This window comes from Kordia sp., assembly GCF_965283645.1.
In the GTDB taxonomy this organism is placed as follows: domain Bacteria; phylum Bacteroidota; class Bacteroidia; order Flavobacteriales; family Flavobacteriaceae; genus Kordia.
Genome location: NZ_CBDIPG010000001.1, coordinates 3,004,382 through 3,025,831, shown reverse-complemented (window position 1 = coordinate 3,025,831; position 21,450 = coordinate 3,004,382). Strand labels below are relative to the sequence as shown.

Genomic DNA, 21,450 nt, shown 5'->3' with positions numbered 1-21,450 from the left:
CATTGATTTTCCTTCAATTTAGCATAAATAAAAATAACTCATCATTAAATGATAAGTTGCTTTAGAAAACTTACTGCTAAGTGATGAGTTGATTAAAACAAAAAAAAGAACGCCATGCTTTTAAAAGTAATGACAACCATAGTTATGATTTCTTTTGAACGTTCTTTTATTTCTTGGATTTAAAAGTCAATCGTGTATTTATTGGAATAGTCTTTAGCCAAAGATGCGCCAATACCTCTTAAATATTTACGAAGCTGTGATTTGGTTTTATGCCTTGTAAAACTCATAAGTTCGGTAAGCACTTGTTCATCTGCTTTTCCCTCAGAAGCCAAAGATTTGTATAAATTTGATGCCGCAGTATGTTTAAAAGAATACAAGGTTTGATCTTCATCGAGTTTCAAAGCTTCTTTCATATCAGCATACCTGCGATAAAAATAATATGTTTTTGCTTTTTCCGTTGTGCTCCATTGTCCACATTGTTCTTTATTGGTAAAGACAAAATCATTCGGCTCATATTTATGAAGTTCCATTTGCTCAATCACCTTAGCAAGATTACCAATAATAGGAACTACTTCTTGTGCTTCTGTTTTGGTTTGAACATACAATCTTCTATTTTTAAGATCAATGTCTTTTACTCTGAGTCTACATACTTCTACATTTCTTAAAAAAGCATAAGCAATGAATTGTGTAAACTTTCTCAAATATGGATCGTTTTCATCCATGTACTCTCGCATTTGTGTAACTTGTTGATCTGTATACGCTTTATGCGTTTTAGGTCGTTCTTTAAGTTTCTGAATAGCCTTTACGGGATTATACTCCAAGATGTCATCACTTACCAATTGATTGAATAGAAGTGATAAAGAAGTTCGATAGCTATTCCTTGTTTTAGCACTTACGGGTTCATCCGTTAATTCTCGTTGCTTATTATATTTCTTTAAAGAATTTAGAAAAACAGCAATTTCACGACGTTTTAAGTCTTTAATGTCGATAGTATCTAAATCATTTTCTTTTAACCATTTTGCAAATCTCTTGTAATGTCCGTTAATAGTAATTTTAGCGCGGTCAGACCAATAGGATTCTTTTTGCTCAACAGCAAATTCCAATGCTTCAATAGTTGTATAGTTAGTTGCCTTGAAAGCTGGATTATTTTCTTTAGATAATCGTTTCTCTTCTTTCTCTATTTTAGCATCAGTCACTTTAAAGTTTTCATAAGGACTGTATCCTTTAGAAAGTAATTTCTTCAAAGCTTGTTTATACGCCATGAGTATCTCATAACGTTCTGCTTTAGTTTTAAAGCGATTAGCACCTTTGTAGATTGGTGGTTGTCTTTTCAACTTGTTAGTTTTGGGATCACGATAGGAATAATAAACGTACCAACGTTTGTTTAAATCTCCTCCTGCATCATAAATTTTCGGTTCTGAATAATCTTTCTTTCCTTTCAAACTGTATTCGATAACGTATTCGTTTTGTAAAATATCATTAAAATTATACATAAAATTTGTGTTTTCAAAATAAGAAAAACACTTACGAATACTGGGATTGAAGCCATTTTCATACATTTAACTCAAAAAGTCAATAGGTATAGCTATCCGCACTCGCTTTTTCCTTTGTATTTCCTGCGTAGGCAGGAATCCAAACCAAAAAGAGCTTAAACAAATGCTGCTATCCTTAACGCAAATAAAATATACTTTTTAACCAACAAACAAAGCCAATCATAAATGGTAAATGTTGAATTTTAAATATAAAAGAACAAATTAACCCAAAACCTAACGCTCAAAACCGAGCACTCAAAACCCCAAAACCCACTTTTTACACGCCTTTTTATCAATTTTTTCAAAAAGAAATGTATTTTTACCCTTCTCTATACTAAATGATTAAAAATTTAGTTTAAGAAATACTAAATTGATTCACCTTGAAGAAAACACTTTATATATCGGTAACACTATCAGTATTAGGGATTTTACTATTTAGCTGTTCTACCAAAAAAGATACATTCATCAACAGAAACTTCCATTCTGTCACAACCAAATACAATGTATTATTCAACGGAAAAGTAGCTTTTGAAGAAGGTCGCGAAGCCTTAATGAATGCCTATGTAGATAACTATTGGGAAATTCTTCCTGTAGAACGTATGGAAATCCTAGACGAATTAACGCTTCCAGGACAAGGTGGAAAAAATCCAAACTTCCAAAAAGCAGAAGAAAAAGCAGTAAAAGCCATTCAAAAGCATTCCATGGAAATTGGTGGTACGCAACGAAATCCGCAAATGGATGAAGCGTATTTGCTATTAGGTGAAGCACGGTATTTTGACCAACGTTTTATTCCAGCATTAGAAGCATTTAACTATATCTTAGGTAAATATCCGGATAGTGATAAAATAAATGAAGCACGCATTTGGCGCGAAAAAACACACTTGCGTTTAGAAAATGATGAATATGCTATTGCAAATCTGAAAAGAATACTGCGTTTTGAAAAACTAGAAGATCAAGAATATGCGGATGCAAATGCGGTATTAGGTCAGGCATACATCAATCTAAAACACAAAGACAGTGCTGTACAAGTATTAAAACTTGCCGCGGCGTCTACAGAAAAACGCGAAGAAGAAGGTCGTTACAACTATATTATTGGACAATTATTTAATGAACTCGGTTACAAAGACAGTGCAAACATTGCGTTTGATAAAGTAATTGAGCTCAACAGAAAATCGCCAAGAGTGTACATGATCAATGCGCATGTTGAAAAAGCTAAAAACTTTGAAATAACAGAAGAAAACAAAGAAGAATTCTTCGAAATGTTGACGGATTTAGCAGAAGATCGTGAAAACAGACCTTTTTTAGATAGAATTTACCGTCAATTGGCAACCTATCATTTAGGAAACGATTCGTTATCACTTGCGGAAGAATTTTTCAACAAATCAATCAAAAAAGCAACAACAGACAAATACTTGAAAGCGTTAGATTATGAAAATATTGCCGCATTGCGTTTTGATGATGCAAAATATAAAGATGCAGGAAAGTATTTTGACAGTACGCTATTAAATCTTAAAAAGAATACAAAGAAATTTAGACGTATTGAAAAAAAGAGAGCAAACCTAGATGATGTTATCAAATATGAAGACATTGCATTTGTAAACGATAGTATTCTTACGTTAGTAAACCTATCAGAAGCGGAACGAGCAAGCTATTTTCAAAAACATATAGACGAACTAAAAGCCGCTGAAGCTGCAAAACTTGAAGCTGAAAAGCAAAAAGAAAACTTTGCATCAAACGAATTTGCAAACAGTAGAAACAATGTAAGAACTAGAAATGGAAATGGAAGTGATGAATTTTACTTTTACAACCAAACTACGGCTGCGTATGGTAAAAATGAATTCAGAAAAAAATGGGGAGATCGTCCATTAGAAGATAATTGGAGACTATCAAACAAGCAAACAATTGTAAAAGCAAATACGCGTGGCGAAAGTCAGAATGCAGGAAGTAGTACAGAAGCAAAAGACATTTACTCAGTAGCATTTTATACAGATAGAATTCCGTCAGACGAAAAAATAATTGACAGTATTGGTAAAGAAAGAAACTTTGCATACTACCAATTAGGATTGATCTACAAGGAAAAATTTAAAGAATATGAATTGGCGGCAAATCGTTTAGAGCAATTATTAGAAAACGATCCGGAAAAAAAATTAATTCTACCATCAAAATATAACTTATACAAAATATACACGCTTTTAGAATCAAACAAAGCAAATGATTATAAAAACGATATTTTAAGCAATCACAGTGAAAGTCGTTATGCGCAAATACTAAGAAATCCGCAAGATGTAATTGCATCAGACGAAAACAGCCCGGAAAGTCTCTATGCTACTACTTACAAAAAATTTACAAATCAAGATTTCAAAGGCGCATTAGCCGATTCGGAAAAGTACATTACACAATTTACAGGAGAAGAAATTGTACCGAAATTTGAAATGCTAAAAGCAATCACAATTGCACGATTAGACGGATATCAAGCATACAAAAAAGCACTCAACTTTGTGGCATTAAACTATCCAAATGATGAAGAAGGAAAGCGTGCGCAAGAAATCATAAAAAGCTCATTGCCAAAATTACAAAACAACAAATTGGTAAATGACGAAAAATCAAGACACTTTAAAATTATCTACAAATTCAATTCGGGAGAAGCTGAAGCGATTGAAGCGCTAGATAAAAAAATAAAAGAAGCATTAGACGAATTCGGATACCGATCTTTATCTGTAACGCAAGATGTGTATAATAGAAACGAACTATTTGTTGTCGTGCATGGATTCAATACCAAATTAAGAGCCGTGAGTTTTGAAGACATGTTACGTACAAATCCTAGATATCTTATAGTAAATGATTATATAGTGCTATCATCTGAGAATTATCAAATTGTGCAAATTCACAAAAACTTAAATGAAGTAAACTAACAGTCATAAAAAACAATCAATCCCTCAAACGTTAAAAATCATGTTTTCAGAATCTAAAAAAAAGCGCGCTACAGTTGAAACGCGTGGACAATCGAACCGAATTGGGAAATCGACAAACATCAAAGGTGATGTCGTCTCAAAAGCTGATTTTAGAATAGATGGAAAACTTGAAGGAAGTGTAGAAACTTCGGGTAAAATAGTCATTGGAACTAGTGGTATAATTACAGGAAAAGTAATTTGTGCCAATGCAGATATTGAAGGAAAATTTAATGGAGAATTAATCGTATCCAACTTACTAACACTAAAAAATACTGCTGTCATAGAAGGCGAAGTTACAGTAAGCAAACTTTCTATAGATCCTGGTGCAACTTTTAACGCCACTTGTGCCATGAAAACAGGAATTAAAGAACTCAACGCAGGTGAAGGAAAAAAAGCCGACAAAACCGCTTAATAAAGCATTACGACTAAGTGGCGCAGGATTGCAAATGGGTTTAACTATTTATGCCTGTAATTACTTAGGAAATTGGCTTGATACTAAATATGATCAAACATTTTTAGAAACAAGTCTTACGCTTTTTGGAATTTTTATTTCTATGTATCTCATCATTAAGCAAGTATTAAAAATCACCGATGATGGGTAAAGAAATCTTAGTATACATGCTAGTATTTGGGATGGTGTTTTTCCTAGGCGATTTCATTCACAATTATTACATTCAAAATCAAGAAATATCACTTGGGTTTTCATTGCGAAATATGTATGCATTCCACGCGTTTTTTTCGTTGCAACTCTGCATTATATTTGCACTATTATCTAACAACAAAAAAATAAACCCACAGTTGGGATTCATATACTTAGCTTCATTTGTATTAAAAATAATAGCTTTCTGTGCTATATTTTACAATCCTTTATTTACCGTTGAAAAACTATCAAGCATACAGCGAATTTCATTGCTAATTCCGATGTTTATTTTTCTAATAATAGAAGTCTATTTTATCATCAAAATCATAAACAGAAATCATTCTCTGAAATAAAGTTGAAAAAAAGAGTGTATTTCTAATTAATTGTTTAATTTTGCGCAGAATTTACGAAGGGTAATTTTTGAATAAATCAATTATGAAGATAGTACAAAAATCTATCAAGTTTCTTACAGTATTAGCAATAGCACTATGTTCTTTTCATGGTTTTGCTAGTGATACAGACAAAAAACACGACGATCAGAATGATGGCGGTATGATCAATACCAAAGAAGAAGTAGAAGCATACATTCTACATCACATTCAAGATTCGCACGATTTTAATCTTTTCTCTTATACAAATGACGCAGGCGAAAGAAAACACTTTGGTTTTCCGTTACCAGTTATTGTAAGTACAAGTGAAGGAATAAAAACATTTATGTCTTCAGAGTTTCATCACAATGATGATGGAACGTATGTTGTAACAAAGGGAAATGTGAAACTGGTAAAATTTCATGGTAAAATTTACGAAATTGAAGCAGGTGACAAAGTTGAATTTGTTGATCATCACCCAACAAACGCACACAAAGTATTAGACTTTTCAATCACTAAAAGTGTCATGGGAGTTTTATTAGTTGGATTGCTATTATTATGGTGGTTCTCATCTTTGGCGCGTCAATACAAAAAGAGACAAGTGCCAACAGGATTTGGTAGAGTGTTAGAACCTCTAGTATTATATGTTAGAGACGAAATTGCACGCCCAAACATTGGTGAAAAACATTACAGAAGATTTACAGGATACTTAATGACGGTATTTTTCTTCATCTGGATATTAAACTTACTAGGATTAACACCACTCGGATTTAACGTAACAGGTCAGTTAGCAGTAACAGCATGTTTGGCAATCTTTACCTTAGTTATATACACCGTAAGTGGAAACAAGCACTATTGGGGACACATCTTATGGATGCCAGGTGTGCCAGTATTAATACGTCCAGTATTAGCAATTATAGAATTAGCAGGAGCATTGGTAATTAAGCCGTTCTCGTTACTAGTTCGTTTATTTGCAAACATATCAGCAGGGCACATTGTAGTAATGAGCTTAATTGCAATTATGTTTACACTAAAACAATCATTAGGAGTTGTTGGCGCAACCGGATTGTCTTTAGTATTATCATTTTTTATAACATTAATAGAAGTGTTAGTTGCCTTCTTACAAGCATATATTTTTACAATGTTATCGGCATTGTTTATCGGTATGGCAGTAGAAGAAGCACATCACTAAATAAAGAGTTTGTTTAATTATATTTTAAATCAATTATTATGGAACCAGTAACTTACAATTTAATTGGAGCAGGTTTAATCGTTATCGGAGCAGGAATTGGTCTTGGTCAAATTGGTGGAAAAGCAATGGAAGGAATTGCTCGTCAGCCAGAAGCAACAGGAAAAATCCAAACGGCAATGATTATTATCGCTGCACTTTTAGAAGGTTTAGCATTCGGTGCTTTATTCTTAGGAAAATAAGAATCGAACAAAAAATTAAGTATTCTCCTGCAACGGTTGGTTGCAGGAAATACTTACCAATTAAACAAAACAATAACACTATAATTACATAACATAATGGATAAGTTATTAACTGATTTTTCGCCAGGATTGTTTCTTGTACAAACGGTATTATTATTACTATTAATTTTCTTAATGGTAAGATTTGCTTGGAAACCTATCTTAAATTCATTAAATGAAAGAGAAGAAGGAATTCAAGGTGCTTTAGATGCAGCTGAAAATGCTAAGAAAGAAATGCAAAATCTTCAATCTGATAACGAAAAACTTTTAAAAGAAGCTCGTGCAGAAAGAGAAGGAATGTTAAAAGAAGCGCGTGAAATCAAAGAAAAAATGATTGCAGACGCTAAAGGAGAAGCACAAGAGCAAGCAAGCAAAATGATTGCTCAAGCGCAAGAAAGCATCCGTAGCGAAAAGCACGCGGCATTAGCAGAATTAAAAAACCAAGTAGCAAACATATCTGTGGAAATTGCAGAAAAAGTGGTACGTGGTGAATTAGCAGATAAAGACAAGCAACTATCTTTAGTAGATAAAATGCTTGGAGACGTTACACTAAACTAATAACAATACTATGGCAGGTTCTAGAGCAGCAATACGCTATGCAAAAGCTATCTTAGCATTGGCACAAGATCAAAAAGCAGGAGAAGTTGTAGCGAAGGATATGGATGGAATCGTAAAAACAGTTGCAAATAGCAAAGAATTACGATTAATGTTAAACAGTCCTATCGTAAAAGCTGAAGTTAAAAAAACAGCTTTGCAAGAAATCTTTACAGGAACTCATGCAATATCTGAAGGATTAATAGACGTTTTAGTAGCTAACAAACGTGTTAATTTATTAGGCAATGTGGCAGCAGAATATGCTGTTTTATTTGATGAATCACAAGGGAAACAAGTTGCAGTGGTAACAACGGCAGTTCCGTTAACAGATACATTAAAAAGTAAAGTGCTAGCAAAGATTAAAGGTCTTACTAGTAATGAAGTAATCATAGAAAACAAAATCGACGAAAGTATCATAGGTGGGTTTATCTTGCGTTTAGGTGATATGCAATACAATGCAAGCATCGCAAACCAATTAAACAATCTAAAACGATCTTTCTCTCAAAATTAAATACTAAATAGAATGGCAGAAGTTAAAGCTGCTGAGGTATCAGCAATATTAAAAAAGCAACTTTCAGGATTTGAAGCTACAGCTTCACTTGACGAAGTTGGAACTGTACTACAAGTAGGTGATGGTATCGCTCGTGTTTACGGATTAGCTAACGCTCAATACGGAGAATTAGTTGAATTTGACAGCGGACTTGAAGGAATTGTATTAAACCTTGAAGAAGATAATGTTGGTGTAGTTTTATTAGGATCTTCACAAAATATCAAAGAAGGTGGAATTGTAAAACGTACACAACGTATCGCATCTATCCAAGTGGGAGAAGGTATTGTTGGACGTGTTGTAAATACTTTAGGAAGTCCAATTGATGGAAAAGGTCCTATTGAAGGAACAACATACGAAATGCCTTTAGAGCGTAAAGCACCTGGAGTTATCTATCGTGAACCAGTTACAGAACCATTACAAACAGGAATTAAAGCAATTGATGCAATGATTCCAGTAGGTAGAGGACAACGTGAATTGGTAATTGGAGATAGACAAACTGGAAAAACTGCAGTGTGTATTGACGCAATTCTAAATCAAAAAGAATTTTACGATGCAGGTGAGCCTGTATATTGTATATATGTTGCCGTTGGACAAAAAGCTTCAACTGTAGCACTTATTGCAAAAACGCTGGAAGAAAAAGGAGCATTAGCATACACAACAATAGTAGCTGCAAACGCATCTGATCCTGCTGCAATGCAAGTATATGCGCCATTTACTGGAGCATCTATTGGAGAATACTTTAGAGATACTGGTAGACCAGCATTAATTGTATATGATGATTTATCTAAACAAGCTGTTGCATACCGTGAAGTATCTTTATTATTACGTCGTCCACCAGGACGTGAAGCGTATCCTGGAGATGTATTCTACCTTCACTCTCGTTTATTAGAGCGTTCTGCAAAAGTGATCAATAACGATGCTATTGCGAAGGAAATGAATGATCTTCCAGATTCATTAAAACCGCTTGTAAAAGGTGGTGGATCGTTAACAGCATTACCAATCATTGAAACACAAGCAGGAGATGTATCTGCCTATATTCCAACAAACGTAATTTCTATTACTGATGGGCAAATTTTCTTAGATGGTGATTTATTTAACTCTGGTGTTCGTCCAGCAATTAACGTAGGTATTTCAGTATCTCGTGTTGGAGGAAATGCACAGATTAAATCAATGAAAAAAGTATCTGGTACGTTAAAACTAGATCAAGCACAGTTCCGTGAATTAGAAGCATTCGCTAAATTTGGTTCTGACTTAGATGCAGTTACATTAAACGTAATTAACAAAGGTAAACGTAACGTGGAAATTTTAAAGCAAGGGCAAAATGAGCCATTTGCAGTAGAAGACCAAGTAGCAATTATCTATGCTGGATCTAAAAACTTATTAAAAGACGTTCCTGTAAATAAAGTAAAAGAATTCGAAAGAGATTTCATTGAATTCTTAAACGCGAAACACAGAGGTGTTTTAGATACATTAAAAGCAGGGAAACTAACAGACGAAGTTACAGACACATTAACAACTGTTTGTAAAGAAATGTCTGCGAAATATAACTAGTAATTAGTATTGAGTACAAAGTATTTAGCAATTAGATACTTTGTACTTTCAACATAAAAATTAGTATCCGTATTGGTCTCATGACTAATAACTCAATACTCAATACTAACAACAAATGGCAAACTTAAAAGAAATACGTAATAGAATTAGTTCTGTAAAATCAACAATGCAGATCACGAGTGCTATGAAAATGGTATCGGCGGCAAAGTTGAAAAAAGCACAAGACGCCATCACTGCGATGCGTCCGTATGCTAACAAACTTACAGAATTATTACAAAGCTTAAGTGCAACGCTTGATGCTGATAGTGGAAGTAAATACTCGACACAGCGTGAAGTAAACAAAGTACTTATTGTTGCTATTACATCTAATAGAGGATTATGTGGAGCATTCAACTCTAACATTATCAAACATTCAAATCATTTAATTACTGAAACATATGCAGGAAAGCAAGTTGATGTATTATCGATTGGAAAAAAAGGAAATGACATCTTATCTAAAACAAACACGATCATTGAAAATCGTAGTGATGTTTTTGATGCATTAACGTTTGATAATGTGGCTGAAATTGCTGAAAAGCTTATGGAATTATTTGTAGATGGATCATACGATAAAATCGAGATCGTTTACAACAAATTCAAAAATGCGGCAACACAAATCGTAATGACGGAACAATTTTTACCAATTGTACCAATGGAAGCTGATTCAAACGTTCAATTAGACTATGTTTTTGAGCCATCAAAAGCGGAAATCGTTGAAGAATTAATTCCAAAGTCATTAAAAACACAATTGTACAAAGGAATCAGAGATTCTTTCGCAAGTGAGCACGGTGCGCGTATGACAGCGATGCACAAAGCAACGGATAATGCAGGAGAATTAAGAGACTCGTTAACATTAACGTACAACAAAGCACGACAAGCTGCTATTACAAACGAAATCCTTGAGATCGTTGGTGGAGCGGAAGCGTTGAATAACTAAAATACCGTACATTTCGACTCCGCTCAGTGTACTCACATTATAGAATTAAAAAAACCTCATGGAAACATGAGGTTTTGTGTTTTATAAAAGTTATGAGAAACGCTAGTAATTTACTGCTTCGCTATAAGCCCTAAGAAAAGTGCGCCAACAATAATAACATAGCCTAAATACAAATACCAAGGATGCTTCGCATCATCAGTAATGGCTTCAATTCTATCTTGTGTGCGTCTTGGAAATACTGCGATATTAGATTCAACACGTTTGCAAGAAGAACAGTCTACATAAATTTCTCGATTCATAGCGAAAGGTAAAATCTTTAGCATAAAGAATTTTGAATACACTTTTACCGTTAATGAATCTTCTGCATTACACTTATCACAAGCAGTTCTTTTTACAGTTTCATCTGCAATCAATCGTTTTCCGATTCCAATCATAACTATGAATTTTAGAGAATTAATAAGAAAGCAAAAATATGTAAAAAAGACAACTTAAATCATCAAATGCGGGTTGTTTTTAAACTCTTAGTAAACCTAGATAAAATGCTGAATTTTAAATTATAAAAGTATTTCTTATAGAGAATAGAGAATAGAGAACAGAGAACAGAGAACAGAGAACAGAGAACAGAGAATAGAGAATAGAGAATAGAGAATAGAGAATAGAGAACAGAGAATAGAGAATAGAGAACAAAGAACAAGTTATAAGTTTACTAGTTTATTGTTTTGAATCTTAAAGGTTTGAAAACAACTTACCCAAAACCCAATACTCCAACAGTAAAGAGGGCTAACATCTAACAGCGTAAGCGTTCTAAATTCTTTTTTCTTTTTTTTGTAACATTTCTATACAAACTGCATCTAAAGGGAAAATCAAAACAAAAAACAAACAGATGAATACCTTACAAAAACTCACAATAGTACTATGTATGTTTATTTCCTTTGCAGGAATTGCGCAAGAAAAATCATTCCAAGTAGAAATCGTAGGAAAAGGAAATCCAATATTATTATTTCCTGGATTTAGTTGTACAGGAGACGTTTGGGACGAAACCGTAAAAGAACTCTCAAAAAACTATGAATGTCATATATTCACCTTTGCGGGATTTGGAACAGTTGCACCAATAGAAACTCCTTGGTTAGAAACCATCAAAAATGATGTTTCAACATATGTGGCTCGTAAAAAATTACAAAAACCAACAATTATCGGGCATAGCATGGGCGGATCGTTGGCATTATGGTTAGCTTCTACAAATGAAAACACTTATAAAAAACTCATCATTGTAGATGGTTTGCCAAGTATTGGCGCATTAATGATTCCTAACTTTACACCTGAAAGCGTGAGTTATGACAATCCATTCTCAAAACAACAATTAGAAATGGACGACAAAGCGTTTAAGCAAATGGCAACGCAAATGGCGGCAGGAATGACACTCAACAAAGAAAAGCAACCGCTAATAGCTTCTTGGATGATACAAGCAGATAGAAAAATATATGTATATGGGTATGTAGATTTATTAAAATTGGATCTCAGAGAAACGATTAAAAACATAAAAATACCTGTAACGGTTATGGCGGCAGTAAGTATCTATCCAAAAAAGCAAGTGGAAGAATTATATACAAAACAATATCAAAAATTGGCTAAAAAAGACATCATCTATGTGGACAATTCTGCTCACTTTATTATGTTTGACAAACAAGATTGGTTTATAAAAGAAATTCAAAACCAATTATAATAGTTCAAAAGGTTCAAATGACGATCTTCAGAAATAGTAAGCGAAAAGTGAAATTGCAAAGCACAGCTTTAAGCATGAAACGTATGAGCGAACATTGCGCAGCAATTTCCTATAGATCGTCTTGACTTTTTTGGTTCAGCCTGTGCTGAACTTGATTCAGTATTTTTGTGTCAAGACAAAAATGAACGTTACTAAAAAAGTTGTTATATACCTTTGATTTTTATCAAACTCATAAAAAACAAAAAACCATTGTCACAACATTTCACACAAATATATCAAGGACATTACAACAAAGTGCACAGACTTTGTCTAGGCTATGTAAATGGTGATGAAGCTTTGGCGAAAGATTTAGCGCAAGATGTTTTCATAAAAGTTTGGGAACATTTGGATGAATTCCAGCAAAAATCGAGCATTGGAACCTGGATTTACAGAATTACAGTAAATGTCTGTTTACTATTTATTCGAAAAAATAAAAAAAAGAAGCAAATCAGTTTTACTGAATTTAAAAGCGACAACAACATTCAAGCAGCAAATGAAGATCAAAGCCGTGTAAAAAAAATGTACGCTTGCATACACAAGTTGAAAGAAACGGAACGAATCATCATCTTGCTAGTGCTAGAAGGGTTACCGCAAAAAGAAATAGCGGAAGTTACAGGACATTCTCATCAAAACATTCGTGTACTAGTGCATAGAATAAAAGAAAAACTAACAAAATGCGTATCCAATGGAATTTAAAGATATAGAAAATACTTGGCAGCAACACACAACATCAGAAGCAACAACGCTTCCCGACTTTGAGCCTGCAAAACAACAACTAAACTACCTTCGCAAAAAACAACAACTAACACAGCTAATCTTAGGAAGCACAATAGCAATTCTCATTGCATTCTTCTTTTACATTGCGGCATACAAATACAGTGGTCCATTAATAGGAATGTCATTGCTAATTGGCGTTGTTTTGGTGCGTGTTTTCATTGAAATAAGAAGTCAGCAAAAGCTGAAAAAAATAAACGTTTTATTATCATTTGTAGCATTCAAAGCGCAACTAATAGCGTATTATAAAAAACGAAAAACACTCGCTTTCAGAATCATTCCTGCATTATTAATTATATACAACATAGGTTTTGCAATTATGACGTATTACTTCTATCAATATCTGTCAAGAGGTTTTTTCTATTACATTGTAATATCCTATATCGTATCTTTTATCATATTATTTATCTTCATACGAAAGCAAGTATTAAAAGAACTTCAAATCTTAAAAACACTTCAAGAATCTTAAAAAATTCAGTTAATGAGTTATGATATATGAGTATTGAGATTTATTTGGCTAACTTGGAACGTTTGTTAATAGCAAATCAACAAAAAGTAGCTAAACGAATAACGAACCGATGATTAAATTCTTTAGAACAATTCGGCAAAAAATGATAACTGAAAACAAATTCAGCAAATATCTAATATATGCTATTGGAGAAATTATTCTTGTCGTTATTGGAATTTTAATTGCACTTCAAATTAACAGTTGGAAACAATTAAGTATCGAAAATGAATTGGAAAAAAAATATCTTAAAAATTTAATTATCGAGTTAAAACAAGATTCTATCGGTCTAACAACCAATTATCTTAAACTACACAATCAAGCCAGAACTAAAAATATTCTCTTAGATATGATAAAGGGAGAAATTCAAGGAGATTCTATTATAGAATACTTTGAATATCAATGGAGACCAATACAGCCTTACGTTCCCATTAAATCCACATATATAGAAATGACGAATAATTCTCACTTGAGAATTATTAAAAATGATATACTTCGAGAGAAAACCATCAAATTTTACAATGTTTATGAAGCTTTAGAAAAAGAAGAGATATTTTTTACGCAAACATCCACAGCGAATGTAATCAGCATGATCTCAGAAAAATTGCCCGATATGTCTAATTATAGTATTGATGATATTATGTCTTTAAAATCGGAGCGACATTTATTGAATACAATTCAATTAAACGGTGCGTATACGAGACGAAATAATTACAAAAAAATAATTACGGAATGTTCTGATTTGATTAAGAGCATTGAAAAATATCAACCAACATTAAATTAATTTAGTCTGAGCCAACGAAACACGATCAAACACCTCAAAAAAATACTACCAATACTTTTGATAATCGGTTTTACAAACTGTTCCACATCACAAAAAACAACCATGACAGTGCAAGAAAAAATTCCGTTCGTACTCACAAATGATGAAGCTGTAATCAGTTATTCAGAAAATGGAAAACTCAACAATTACAAGCTAAAAGGCATCATCAACAAACTATCAATTTTCTATCCAAATACACCAGAAAACAAACAATAACGATTCTAGATTAAGCTGTGAAGTATGAGTAAACAAATTCCTTTTGGGAAAGCCCGCAGAAATCAATACTTTTGAAAAGTAAACAATCTCGGCACAAGTCCGCGAAGTCTACGTGAAAAGTTCAAATAAAAACAACGAGGAAAACCTCAGAGCATTTAAATCTCGATTATCGAGTAAACAAAACACTCCTTGAGCGCACTAAAAAAGTTCTTTAAAGACACCATTATCTATGGAATTGCGGCAATATTGCCACGCGCAATTAATATAGGATTAGTAAAACTACACACAGCAGCTTTTGGAACAGAAAAATATGCAGTAAATACGGAATACTATGTATATGCCGCGTACTTAAATGCACTCTTAACGTACGGAATGGAAACGGCGTTCTTCCGATTTTTTAGTAAAGAACAAGAAAAAGGAAAAATCATTTCTACGTCTTTCATCACTTTACTTTTTACCACAATCATATTTCTAATTCTCGGGTTAAGCTTTGCACCAGAAATCACGCAAGTCTTTGGTTTTGAAAAAGAAATGTATGTCAAAATCTTAGTGTGGACGGTATTTTTAGATACGATTGTCGTCATACCATTTGCGTATTTACGTGTGACGAACAGACCTATTCGTTTTGCAGGAATCAAAATAGCAAACATTCTATTCCTTACGGTATTAAATCTAATCTTCTTGTGGGCAATTCCAAGCGGAATCTTGTCAGATACCATCTTACCAGAATCACTCAACTTTTATGTAAAAGGCGAACCACAAGTAATTTATATATTCTTGGCGAATGTATTTGCAAGTGTATTCACATTACTACTTCTATTTCCAAACATTCTAAAAATAAAATGGTCGTTTGATGCGGCTATTCTGAAAAAACTACTAATCTACGGATTGCCTATCATGATTGGAAGTTTGGCATATGTAACCAACGAAAACATTGACAAACTCTTCTTAGGCGATATCATCGGTGATGCCGAAATGGGCAAATATGCAGGATGTTACAAACTTGGTGTATTCATGACGCTTTACATTACGGCTTTCCGTTTAGGTGCGGAGCCATTTTTCTTCAATCATGCCAAAGAAAAAAATGCCAAAAACAACTATGCTACAATTCTTAAATGGTTTACAATCTTGGGTGCAATATTCATGTTAATTGTGGTTTCATACATTGATCTATTTGCAAATATACTCATCAGTAAAAAGGAATACCTAGATGCGCTGGCAATAGTTCCCATCATTCTACTAGCAAACTTATGTTTAGGAATCTATAACAATCTATCCATTTGGTACAAACTCACCGACAAAACAAGTTACGGAATGTACATTTCTATATTTGGAGCCATCATCACCATTGTGTTCAACTTAATCATGATAAAACACATCGGATTCATGGCGTCAGCTTGGGCAACATTAATTGCGTACGGAAGTATGATGGTAATTTCATATCTATTAGGAAAAAAATACTATCCAGTACCATACGATCTAAAAAAAATAGCGATATACGTGTTCATAGCGGCAACATTTTCGGCAATAGCTTTCTATGATACGTTTCGAGGAAATTATATCATCACAACTGCGTTAGTTTTAGTATTTTTGGGAATAATTTATCTATCAGAACGAAAAGAACTAAAACGACTACTTGGTAAACAATAGTGAGATGTTAGTATTGAGTACTGAGAATCCAAAATGATACCCTAACGTCACTTCGAGTGAAATTTCTCAGAAATTTTATATCGAGAAGTGCTTAAAAAATGAAATGTAAATTATAAACATAAAGTATTTTTGAATAACGAATAACGAATAACAAAATTATAAATGTTGAATGCTAAATTTTAAATAAAAAAAGTACTTTTCAACACACAACAAAAAAAGATATCAGTAGTGAAAATTGAGTAATTAGATTTTTTTCAATCATTCAATTTTTCAATCATTTAATTCGAACAGGCATGAACATAAAAATCATCAACAAATCACAGCACGCACTACCGCATTATGAAACGTTGGCTTCCGCCGGAATGGACTTACGAGCAAACCTATCGGAACCAATTACCTTGGAATCAATGGACAGAGCCATCATAAAAACGGGATTGTTTATTGAATTGCCTATCGGATTTGAAGCGCAAGTGCGTCCAAGAAGCGGTTTAGCCGCGAAAAAAGGAATTACAGTACTCAATGCGCCAGGAACAGTTGATGCAGATTACAGAGGTGAAATTGGCGTGATTCTTGTCAATCTATCCAAAGAAGCATTTACCATTGAAAATGGCGAACGTATTGCGCAACTAGTCATTGCAAAACACGAACGAGCAGAATGGCAACAAGTAACTGAACTTTCAGAAACTGACAGAGGCGCTGGCGGATTTGGAAGTACAGGAGTAAAGTAATTATGAATTCAGAATGATGAATTATAAATATTGAATGCTAAATTTTAAATAAAAAAAGTACTTTTCAACACACAACACACAACACACAACACACAACCGAATAACAAATAAAAAAAATATAGAAACAACAACATCATGAAAATAATTGTACCAATGGCAGGAAGAGGTTCAAGACTTCGTCCACACTCACTAACAGTTCCAAAACCACTAATTCCAGTTGCAGGAAAACCTATTGTACACAGGTTGGTTTCTGACATTGCCAAAGTATTAGGCGAACCTATTGAAGAAATTGCATTTGTATTAGGCGATCCAGCTTTCTTTGGAAATGATGTTGTAGAAAGTTTAACGGAATTAGCAGAAAGCTTAGGTGCAAAAGCAAGTATCTACCGTCAAGATCAACCATTAGGAACAGGCCATGCAATTATGTGTGCAAAAGATTCACTAACTGGTCCTGCGGTAATTGCGTATGCAGATACGTTAATTCGTGCAGATTTCAACCTTGATAAAGATGCAGATGCGGCTATTTGGGTAAAACAAGTAGACAAGCCTGAAGCCTATGGAGTTGTAAAACTTAATGACAACAACGAAATTGTAGAATTGGTAGAAAAACCAGCCGAATTTGTGTCAGATTTAGCCGTTATCGGAATCTACTACTTCAAAGATGTTGCGGTATTAAAAGAAGAATTACAATACGTACTAGACAACAATATCATTCATGGTGGCGAATACCAAATAAATGACGGAATCAAAGGAATGATGGCAAAAGGACGTCGTTTTGTAACTGGAAAAGTTGATGAATGGATGGACTGTGGAAACAAAAATGTTACCTTGGAAACCAACGGAAAAATGTTAGGGTTTTTACATGCTGATAATGAAAAACTAATAGCTGATTCTGCCAAAATTACCGACTCAGAAATCATTGAACCGTGTTACATTGGTGAAAACGTTATCATTGAAAACTCAACGGTTGGTCCAAATGTTTCTATTGGCGATAATTCGCGATTAAAAAACGTAACTCTTAAAAATAGCTTAATACAAACCAATACTACGGTAAAAAACGCTAATTTAGAGGAAGCAATGATAGGAAACCACGCAAAATTTGATGGAAATTTCACAAAAATAAGCATTGGCGACTATTCAGCGCTAGAAGCATAACACACAAAAAGATCTCATTTCGATGAAAAAATACATGTACATATTCATACTCTCAGGAATACTATTCACAATTCCTGAGTATGTGCATGCGCAAGAAGAAGAAAGTGCCGAAATATCGTTAGAAGAAAATATTGACGAATTTCAAGAACACTTCTTTGAAGCACTCAAACAACGTGGTATAGAAAACTATGACAGAGCTATTGACGAATTGTTAAAATGTAAAAAAATTGACGACAACGCAAGCATTGCTTTCGAACTAGGAAAAAATTACTATTCGCAAAAAGACTACGGGAACGCAAAAGAATCTTTTCAAAATGCAGTCAATAAAAAGCCGCAAAATCAATGGTTTCTTCTAGGATTATTCAATACGCAACTCAAACTAAATGAACTTGACAATGCTTTAAGTACAGGAAAAAAAATCATTCATCTCAATCCAAAATTTAGAGAAGACGTTGCAAAAGTTCATATCAACAGGCAAGACTATAAAAAAGCATTAAAGCAACTAGAAAAACTTCAAAAAGAAGGCGGTTTAACTCCAACAGCAAGACGAATGAAAGAAATGTTGGAAAAAAGAATGCAAAGACAGCAACCTTCTGATAAAGTTGCAGACGTTATCAAGCAAACTCCAAAACCAAGAGAAGATGCAAATAGTAAAATTATAGAGCAAATAGAAGAAGCGCTTGAAACCCAAGCCTATTCTGATGCAAGACGATTGGCAATGATTGGTTTAAGCGATTTTCCATCGCAACCAAAACTCTATCTATACAATGCAAAGGCATTAAATGCGTTAAAAGAATATAAGAAAGCGATAGAAATGCTCGAAATTGGTTTAGATTACATCATTGATGATACACCATTAGAAAAAGAATTCTATCAAGCATTTATAGTTGCTTACAAAAAAATGGGCAACTCAAAAAAAGAAAAATATTATCTAAAAAAAGTACAATAACGTATTCACGCACATTAAATTCATGCACTTGAAAAACGGAATTCAAATAGCTATTGTAGGCATGCTCATACTATTTTTAGTTGGATGTAAATCTACTAAAACAGTTGCTTCTACGGGTAAAGTAGCCAATTTATCTACCAAAAATATCATCAAAAATCATTACAGAAACGAATTGAACTTCAAAACGATTCGTGGTAAAATGAGAGTCAAATTTGACAATGGTAAAACGGAAGAAAGCTTCACGTTAAGCTTACGCATGAAAAAAGATGAAGCCATTTGGTTAAGCGCTACGTTATCTTTAGTAAAAGTATACATTACGCCAACAAAAGTGAGTTTTTATAATAAACTAGACAATACGTATTTTGAAGGCGATTTTACATTATTAAGTAACTTTTTAGGAACAGAGCTCGACTTCCAAAAAGTGCAAAATCTATTAATAGGAAACGCGTTGTATGATTTGAAAAAAGAACGTTTTGAATCTAAAATACAAGACAAAACATACGCGTTAACTCCAAAACGTGACTTTGAATTATTCAAGCGATTATTTACACTAGATGCCTTTCATTTCAAAGTAAAAGAACAACGATTAGAACAAACTGCGGAGCAACGTTTACTCACAATTCAATATCCAGAATATCAAGAAATAACAGGACAACCATTTCCAAAAAATGTACAAATAAAAGCAGAAGAAATCAACAAGGAAACGACAATTCAAGTTGAATATAAAAAAATAACATTCAACGAAAGTGTACGTTTTCCATTTAAAATCCCAAGCGGATACAAAGAAATAAAAATTTAGTGAAGTCCCTATTTAGCATACAAAACCCAAAAAAAATCATTGTACTCTTACTATTATTAGTAAGCAGTATGAGTTTTGCGCAAGACAAAAAAAAGGAGTTGGAAGCAACACGTTTACGACTCATGAAAGAAATAAGTCTGATCAATAAATTAATTCGAAAAACAAACTCGAAAACAAAATTTATTGTAGATGATGTGCAAAGTATCAATCATAAAATTCGTGTCAAAATAGATTTAATCAAAGTGATGAATCAACAAACAAACTTGTTGACAAATCAAATTAATGACAACATCAAAAAAATAGGGCAATTACGAAGCGATTTAACGAAACTAAAAGCCGATTATGCTGAAATGATTCGCAAATCATACAAAAGTAAATCTGAGCAAAGTAGACTCATGTTTTTACTTTCGTCAGAAAGCTTTCTGCAAGCATACAAACGTGTGCAATACATGAAACAATACACGGACTATCGTAAAAAACAAGGTGAAGCCATTGCCGAACGCACACAAGAATTACAAAAATTGAACACAACATTTGCGGCACAAAAAAAGGAAAAAGAAGTACTTATTGCCGATAATAGAAAAATTCAAAAAGAACTAGAAGGCGAGAAAAAAACACAAAGTGAAATGTTGGCTGTCTTGCGAAAAGACAAAGACAAATATGCAAATCAAGTCAAAAAGAAGCAACAACAAGCGGATGAAATTGATCGAAAAATAGAAAAACTCATTCGTGATGCCATTGCTAAATCGAACAAAAAAGCAGGGAATAAATCATCTAGCAAAACCTTTGCTTTAACGCCAGAAGCCAAAGCTATTGGAAATAGTTTTGCGGCAAACAAAGGAAAACACATTTGGCCAGTTTCGGAAGGAACAAAAACGGTTGGTTACGGAAAACACCGTGACATCTTAAATCCGAACGTAACTCGAGAAAACAATGGTGTTGTGTTGGCAACTAATAAAAATGCCAAAGCACGCGCTGTATACAAAGGAAAAGTAACGCACATATTTGGTGTAAAAGGTGGAAACAAAGGCGTAATGATTTCGCATGGTAGTTACATTACGGCGTATTACAATCTTAAAAATGTAAGTGTAAGTGTTGGTGATGCGGTAATTATTAAACAAAACATTGGAACGGTTGATACTGACGAAAGTACTGGAAAAACCGAACTCAAATTCTTCGTTTTTAAAAATACAAAACGTTTAAATCCAGAAACGTGGTTGTATAGAATGTGATGCGCTTTGTGCATCATCTTGAACTTGTGTTTCAGGATCTTTTCTATGTTAACTAAAAGATACTTTTGTCATTTTTACCTATGCAGGAATCCAAATTTTGGAAAAATGATGTGAATTATAAAAAAATAAATTCTACAGGAAGTACGTCATAACAACAAAAGCGTAAATTCACCCCAAAAAAAAGCAACTTGAATCTTAAAGAATCAAATTGCTTTTGTTTAAATT

At 33.4% G+C, this 21,450-nt stretch carries 23 protein-coding genes; 21 read left to right on the top strand and 2 right to left on the bottom strand.

The window, feature by feature from the left end:
* Positions 1-179: 179 nt before the first annotated feature.
* The gene (locus ACQ654_RS13320; protein ID WP_430410829.1) at positions 180-1,493 is read right to left on the bottom strand and encodes a tyrosine-type recombinase/integrase; all 1,314 of its coding nucleotides are present in this window, start codon (positions 1,491-1,493) and stop codon (positions 180-182) included.
* Positions 1,494-1,912: 419 nt separating this feature from the next.
* Between ACQ654_RS13320 and ACQ654_RS13315 the strand changes: the two genes are divergently transcribed.
* The 10 genes from ACQ654_RS13315 to atpG all read left to right on the top strand — a co-directional run bounded on the left by ACQ654_RS13315 (position 1,913) and on the right by atpG (position 10,632).
* A complete protein-coding gene (locus tag ACQ654_RS13315) occupies positions 1,913-4,444 on the top strand; it encodes a tetratricopeptide repeat protein (RefSeq protein ID WP_430410828.1) in 2,532 nt (843 codons plus the stop codon).
* A 40-nt stretch (positions 4,445-4,484) separates the two neighbouring features.
* On the top strand, positions 4,485-4,895 hold the full coding sequence (locus ACQ654_RS13310) for a bactofilin family protein (RefSeq protein ID WP_430410827.1): 411 nt from the start codon (positions 4,485-4,487) through the stop codon (positions 4,893-4,895).
* Positions 4,864-5,085, top strand: a complete 222-nt coding sequence (locus ACQ654_RS13305; RefSeq protein ID WP_430410826.1) for an AtpZ/AtpI family protein — start codon at positions 4,864-4,866, stop codon at positions 5,083-5,085. The genes ACQ654_RS13310 and ACQ654_RS13305 overlap by 32 nt, the downstream gene beginning before the upstream one ends.
* On the top strand, positions 5,078-5,476 hold the full coding sequence (locus tag ACQ654_RS13300; protein ID WP_430410825.1) for a DUF6168 family protein: 399 nt from the start codon (positions 5,078-5,080) through the stop codon (positions 5,474-5,476). Before ACQ654_RS13305 ends, ACQ654_RS13300 begins: the two co-directional genes overlap by 8 nt.
* Before the next feature lie 82 nt (positions 5,477-5,558).
* Positions 5,559-6,683, top strand: coding sequence for a F0F1 ATP synthase subunit A (gene atpB / locus ACQ654_RS13295; protein ID WP_430410824.1), 1,125 nt, complete (start codon positions 5,559-5,561; stop codon positions 6,681-6,683).
* A 38-nt stretch (positions 6,684-6,721) separates the two neighbouring features.
* Positions 6,722-6,922, top strand: coding sequence for an ATP synthase F0 subunit C (atpE, locus tag ACQ654_RS13290; RefSeq protein WP_092465958.1), 201 nt, complete (start codon positions 6,722-6,724; stop codon positions 6,920-6,922).
* A 96-nt stretch (positions 6,923-7,018) separates the two neighbouring features.
* The gene (locus tag ACQ654_RS13285) at positions 7,019-7,519 is read left to right on the top strand and encodes a F0F1 ATP synthase subunit B (protein WP_430410823.1); all 501 of its coding nucleotides are present in this window, start codon (positions 7,019-7,021) and stop codon (positions 7,517-7,519) included.
* 10 nt (positions 7,520-7,529) lie between these two features.
* Complete coding sequence (gene atpH / locus ACQ654_RS13280; RefSeq protein WP_430410822.1) at positions 7,530-8,066, top strand: ATP synthase F1 subunit delta; 537 nt, start codon at positions 7,530-7,532, stop codon at positions 8,064-8,066.
* A gap of 12 nt (positions 8,067-8,078) precedes the next feature.
* Entirely contained in the window at positions 8,079-9,656 is a 1,578-nt protein-coding gene (gene atpA / locus ACQ654_RS13275) for a F0F1 ATP synthase subunit alpha (protein ID WP_430410821.1), read from the top strand.
* A gap of 115 nt (positions 9,657-9,771) precedes the next feature.
* Positions 9,772-10,632 (top strand): ATP synthase F1 subunit gamma, encoded by an 861-nt coding sequence (gene atpG / locus ACQ654_RS13270; RefSeq protein WP_430410820.1) that lies wholly within the window; start codon positions 9,772-9,774, stop codon positions 10,630-10,632.
* Positions 10,633-10,742: 110 nt separating this feature from the next.
* On the opposite strand, the gene ACQ654_RS13265 is transcribed toward atpG, so the two are convergent.
* Positions 10,743-11,066 carry a hypothetical protein gene (locus tag ACQ654_RS13265; protein ID WP_430410819.1) on the bottom strand — a complete coding sequence of 108 codons (324 nt, stop codon included), beginning with the start codon at positions 11,064-11,066 and terminating at the stop codon, positions 10,743-10,745.
* Between the two features lie 449 nt (positions 11,067-11,515).
* Here ACQ654_RS13265 and ACQ654_RS13260 point away from each other — a divergent pair, with 449 nt between their 5' ends.
* The 11 genes from ACQ654_RS13260 to ACQ654_RS13210 all read left to right on the top strand — a co-directional run bounded on the left by ACQ654_RS13260 (position 11,516) and on the right by ACQ654_RS13210 (position 21,225).
* The gene (locus ACQ654_RS13260; RefSeq protein ID WP_430410818.1) at positions 11,516-12,355 is read left to right on the top strand and encodes an alpha/beta fold hydrolase; all 840 of its coding nucleotides are present in this window, start codon (positions 11,516-11,518) and stop codon (positions 12,353-12,355) included.
* Positions 12,356-12,604: 249 nt separating this feature from the next.
* On the top strand, positions 12,605-13,090 hold the full coding sequence (locus ACQ654_RS13255; RefSeq protein ID WP_430410817.1) for an RNA polymerase sigma factor: 486 nt from the start codon (positions 12,605-12,607) through the stop codon (positions 13,088-13,090).
* The gene (locus ACQ654_RS13250) at positions 13,080-13,637 is read left to right on the top strand and encodes a hypothetical protein (RefSeq protein ID WP_430410816.1); all 558 of its coding nucleotides are present in this window, start codon (positions 13,080-13,082) and stop codon (positions 13,635-13,637) included. Before ACQ654_RS13255 ends, ACQ654_RS13250 begins: the two co-directional genes overlap by 11 nt.
* Before the next feature lie 142 nt (positions 13,638-13,779).
* Complete coding sequence (locus ACQ654_RS13245) at positions 13,780-14,457, top strand: hypothetical protein (RefSeq protein ID WP_430410815.1); 678 nt, start codon at positions 13,780-13,782, stop codon at positions 14,455-14,457.
* A gap of 102 nt (positions 14,458-14,559) precedes the next feature.
* Positions 14,560-14,712 carry a hypothetical protein gene (locus tag ACQ654_RS13240; RefSeq protein WP_430410814.1) on the top strand — a complete coding sequence of 51 codons (153 nt, stop codon included), beginning with the start codon at positions 14,560-14,562 and terminating at the stop codon, positions 14,710-14,712.
* Positions 14,713-14,901: 189 nt separating this feature from the next.
* Complete coding sequence (locus ACQ654_RS13235) at positions 14,902-16,362, top strand: polysaccharide biosynthesis C-terminal domain-containing protein (protein WP_430410813.1); 1,461 nt, start codon at positions 14,902-14,904, stop codon at positions 16,360-16,362.
* 293 nt (positions 16,363-16,655) lie between these two features.
* A complete protein-coding gene (gene dut, locus ACQ654_RS13230; protein WP_430410812.1) occupies positions 16,656-17,090 on the top strand; it encodes a dUTP diphosphatase in 435 nt (144 codons plus the stop codon).
* Between the two features lie 135 nt (positions 17,091-17,225).
* The gene (locus tag ACQ654_RS13225; RefSeq protein ID WP_430410811.1) at positions 17,226-18,245 is read left to right on the top strand and encodes a sugar phosphate nucleotidyltransferase; all 1,020 of its coding nucleotides are present in this window, start codon (positions 17,226-17,228) and stop codon (positions 18,243-18,245) included.
* 22 nt (positions 18,246-18,267) lie between these two features.
* Complete coding sequence (locus ACQ654_RS13220; RefSeq protein WP_430410810.1) at positions 18,268-19,194, top strand: tetratricopeptide repeat protein; 927 nt, start codon at positions 18,268-18,270, stop codon at positions 19,192-19,194.
* Between the two features lie 28 nt (positions 19,195-19,222).
* On the top strand, positions 19,223-19,993 hold the full coding sequence (locus ACQ654_RS13215; protein WP_430410809.1) for a DUF4292 domain-containing protein: 771 nt from the start codon (positions 19,223-19,225) through the stop codon (positions 19,991-19,993).
* Positions 19,993-21,225 carry a murein hydrolase activator EnvC family protein gene (locus ACQ654_RS13210; RefSeq protein ID WP_430410808.1) on the top strand — a complete coding sequence of 411 codons (1,233 nt, stop codon included), beginning with the start codon at positions 19,993-19,995 and terminating at the stop codon, positions 21,223-21,225. The genes ACQ654_RS13215 and ACQ654_RS13210 overlap by 1 nt, the downstream gene beginning before the upstream one ends.
* Positions 21,226-21,450 lie beyond the last annotated feature (225 nt).

Bases quoted from the DNA above. Each gene is read 5' to 3' on its own strand.
- ACQ654_RS13320 (WP_430410829.1), bottom strand. From the start codon at position 1,493: ATGTATAATTTTAATGATATTTTACAAAACGAATACGTTATCGAATAC.
- ACQ654_RS13310 (WP_430410827.1), top strand. From the start codon at position 4,485: ATGTTTTCAGAATCTAAAAAAAAGCGCGCTACAGTTGAAACGCGTGGA.
- ACQ654_RS13300 (WP_430410825.1), top strand. From the start codon at position 5,078: ATGGGTAAAGAAATCTTAGTATACATGCTAGTATTTGGGATGGTGTTT.
- atpB (WP_430410824.1), top strand. From the start codon at position 5,559: ATGAAGATAGTACAAAAATCTATCAAGTTTCTTACAGTATTAGCAATA.
- atpE (WP_092465958.1), top strand. From the start codon at position 6,722: ATGGAACCAGTAACTTACAATTTAATTGGAGCAGGTTTAATCGTTATC.
- ACQ654_RS13285 (WP_430410823.1), top strand. From the start codon at position 7,019: ATGGATAAGTTATTAACTGATTTTTCGCCAGGATTGTTTCTTGTACAA.
- atpH (WP_430410822.1), top strand. From the start codon at position 7,530: ATGGCAGGTTCTAGAGCAGCAATACGCTATGCAAAAGCTATCTTAGCA.
- atpA (WP_430410821.1), top strand. From the start codon at position 8,079: ATGGCAGAAGTTAAAGCTGCTGAGGTATCAGCAATATTAAAAAAGCAA.
- atpG (WP_430410820.1), top strand. From the start codon at position 9,772: ATGGCAAACTTAAAAGAAATACGTAATAGAATTAGTTCTGTAAAATCA.
- ACQ654_RS13265 (WP_430410819.1), bottom strand. From the start codon at position 11,066: ATGATTGGAATCGGAAAACGATTGATTGCAGATGAAACTGTAAAAAGA.
- ACQ654_RS13260 (WP_430410818.1), top strand. From the start codon at position 11,516: ATGAATACCTTACAAAAACTCACAATAGTACTATGTATGTTTATTTCC.
- ACQ654_RS13250 (WP_430410816.1), top strand. From the start codon at position 13,080: ATGGAATTTAAAGATATAGAAAATACTTGGCAGCAACACACAACATCA.
- ACQ654_RS13245 (WP_430410815.1), top strand. From the start codon at position 13,780: ATGATAACTGAAAACAAATTCAGCAAATATCTAATATATGCTATTGGA.
- ACQ654_RS13240 (WP_430410814.1), top strand. From the start codon at position 14,560: ATGACAGTGCAAGAAAAAATTCCGTTCGTACTCACAAATGATGAAGCT.
- dut (WP_430410812.1), top strand. From the start codon at position 16,656: ATGAACATAAAAATCATCAACAAATCACAGCACGCACTACCGCATTAT.
- ACQ654_RS13225 (WP_430410811.1), top strand. From the start codon at position 17,226: ATGAAAATAATTGTACCAATGGCAGGAAGAGGTTCAAGACTTCGTCCA.
- ACQ654_RS13220 (WP_430410810.1), top strand. From the start codon at position 18,268: ATGAAAAAATACATGTACATATTCATACTCTCAGGAATACTATTCACA.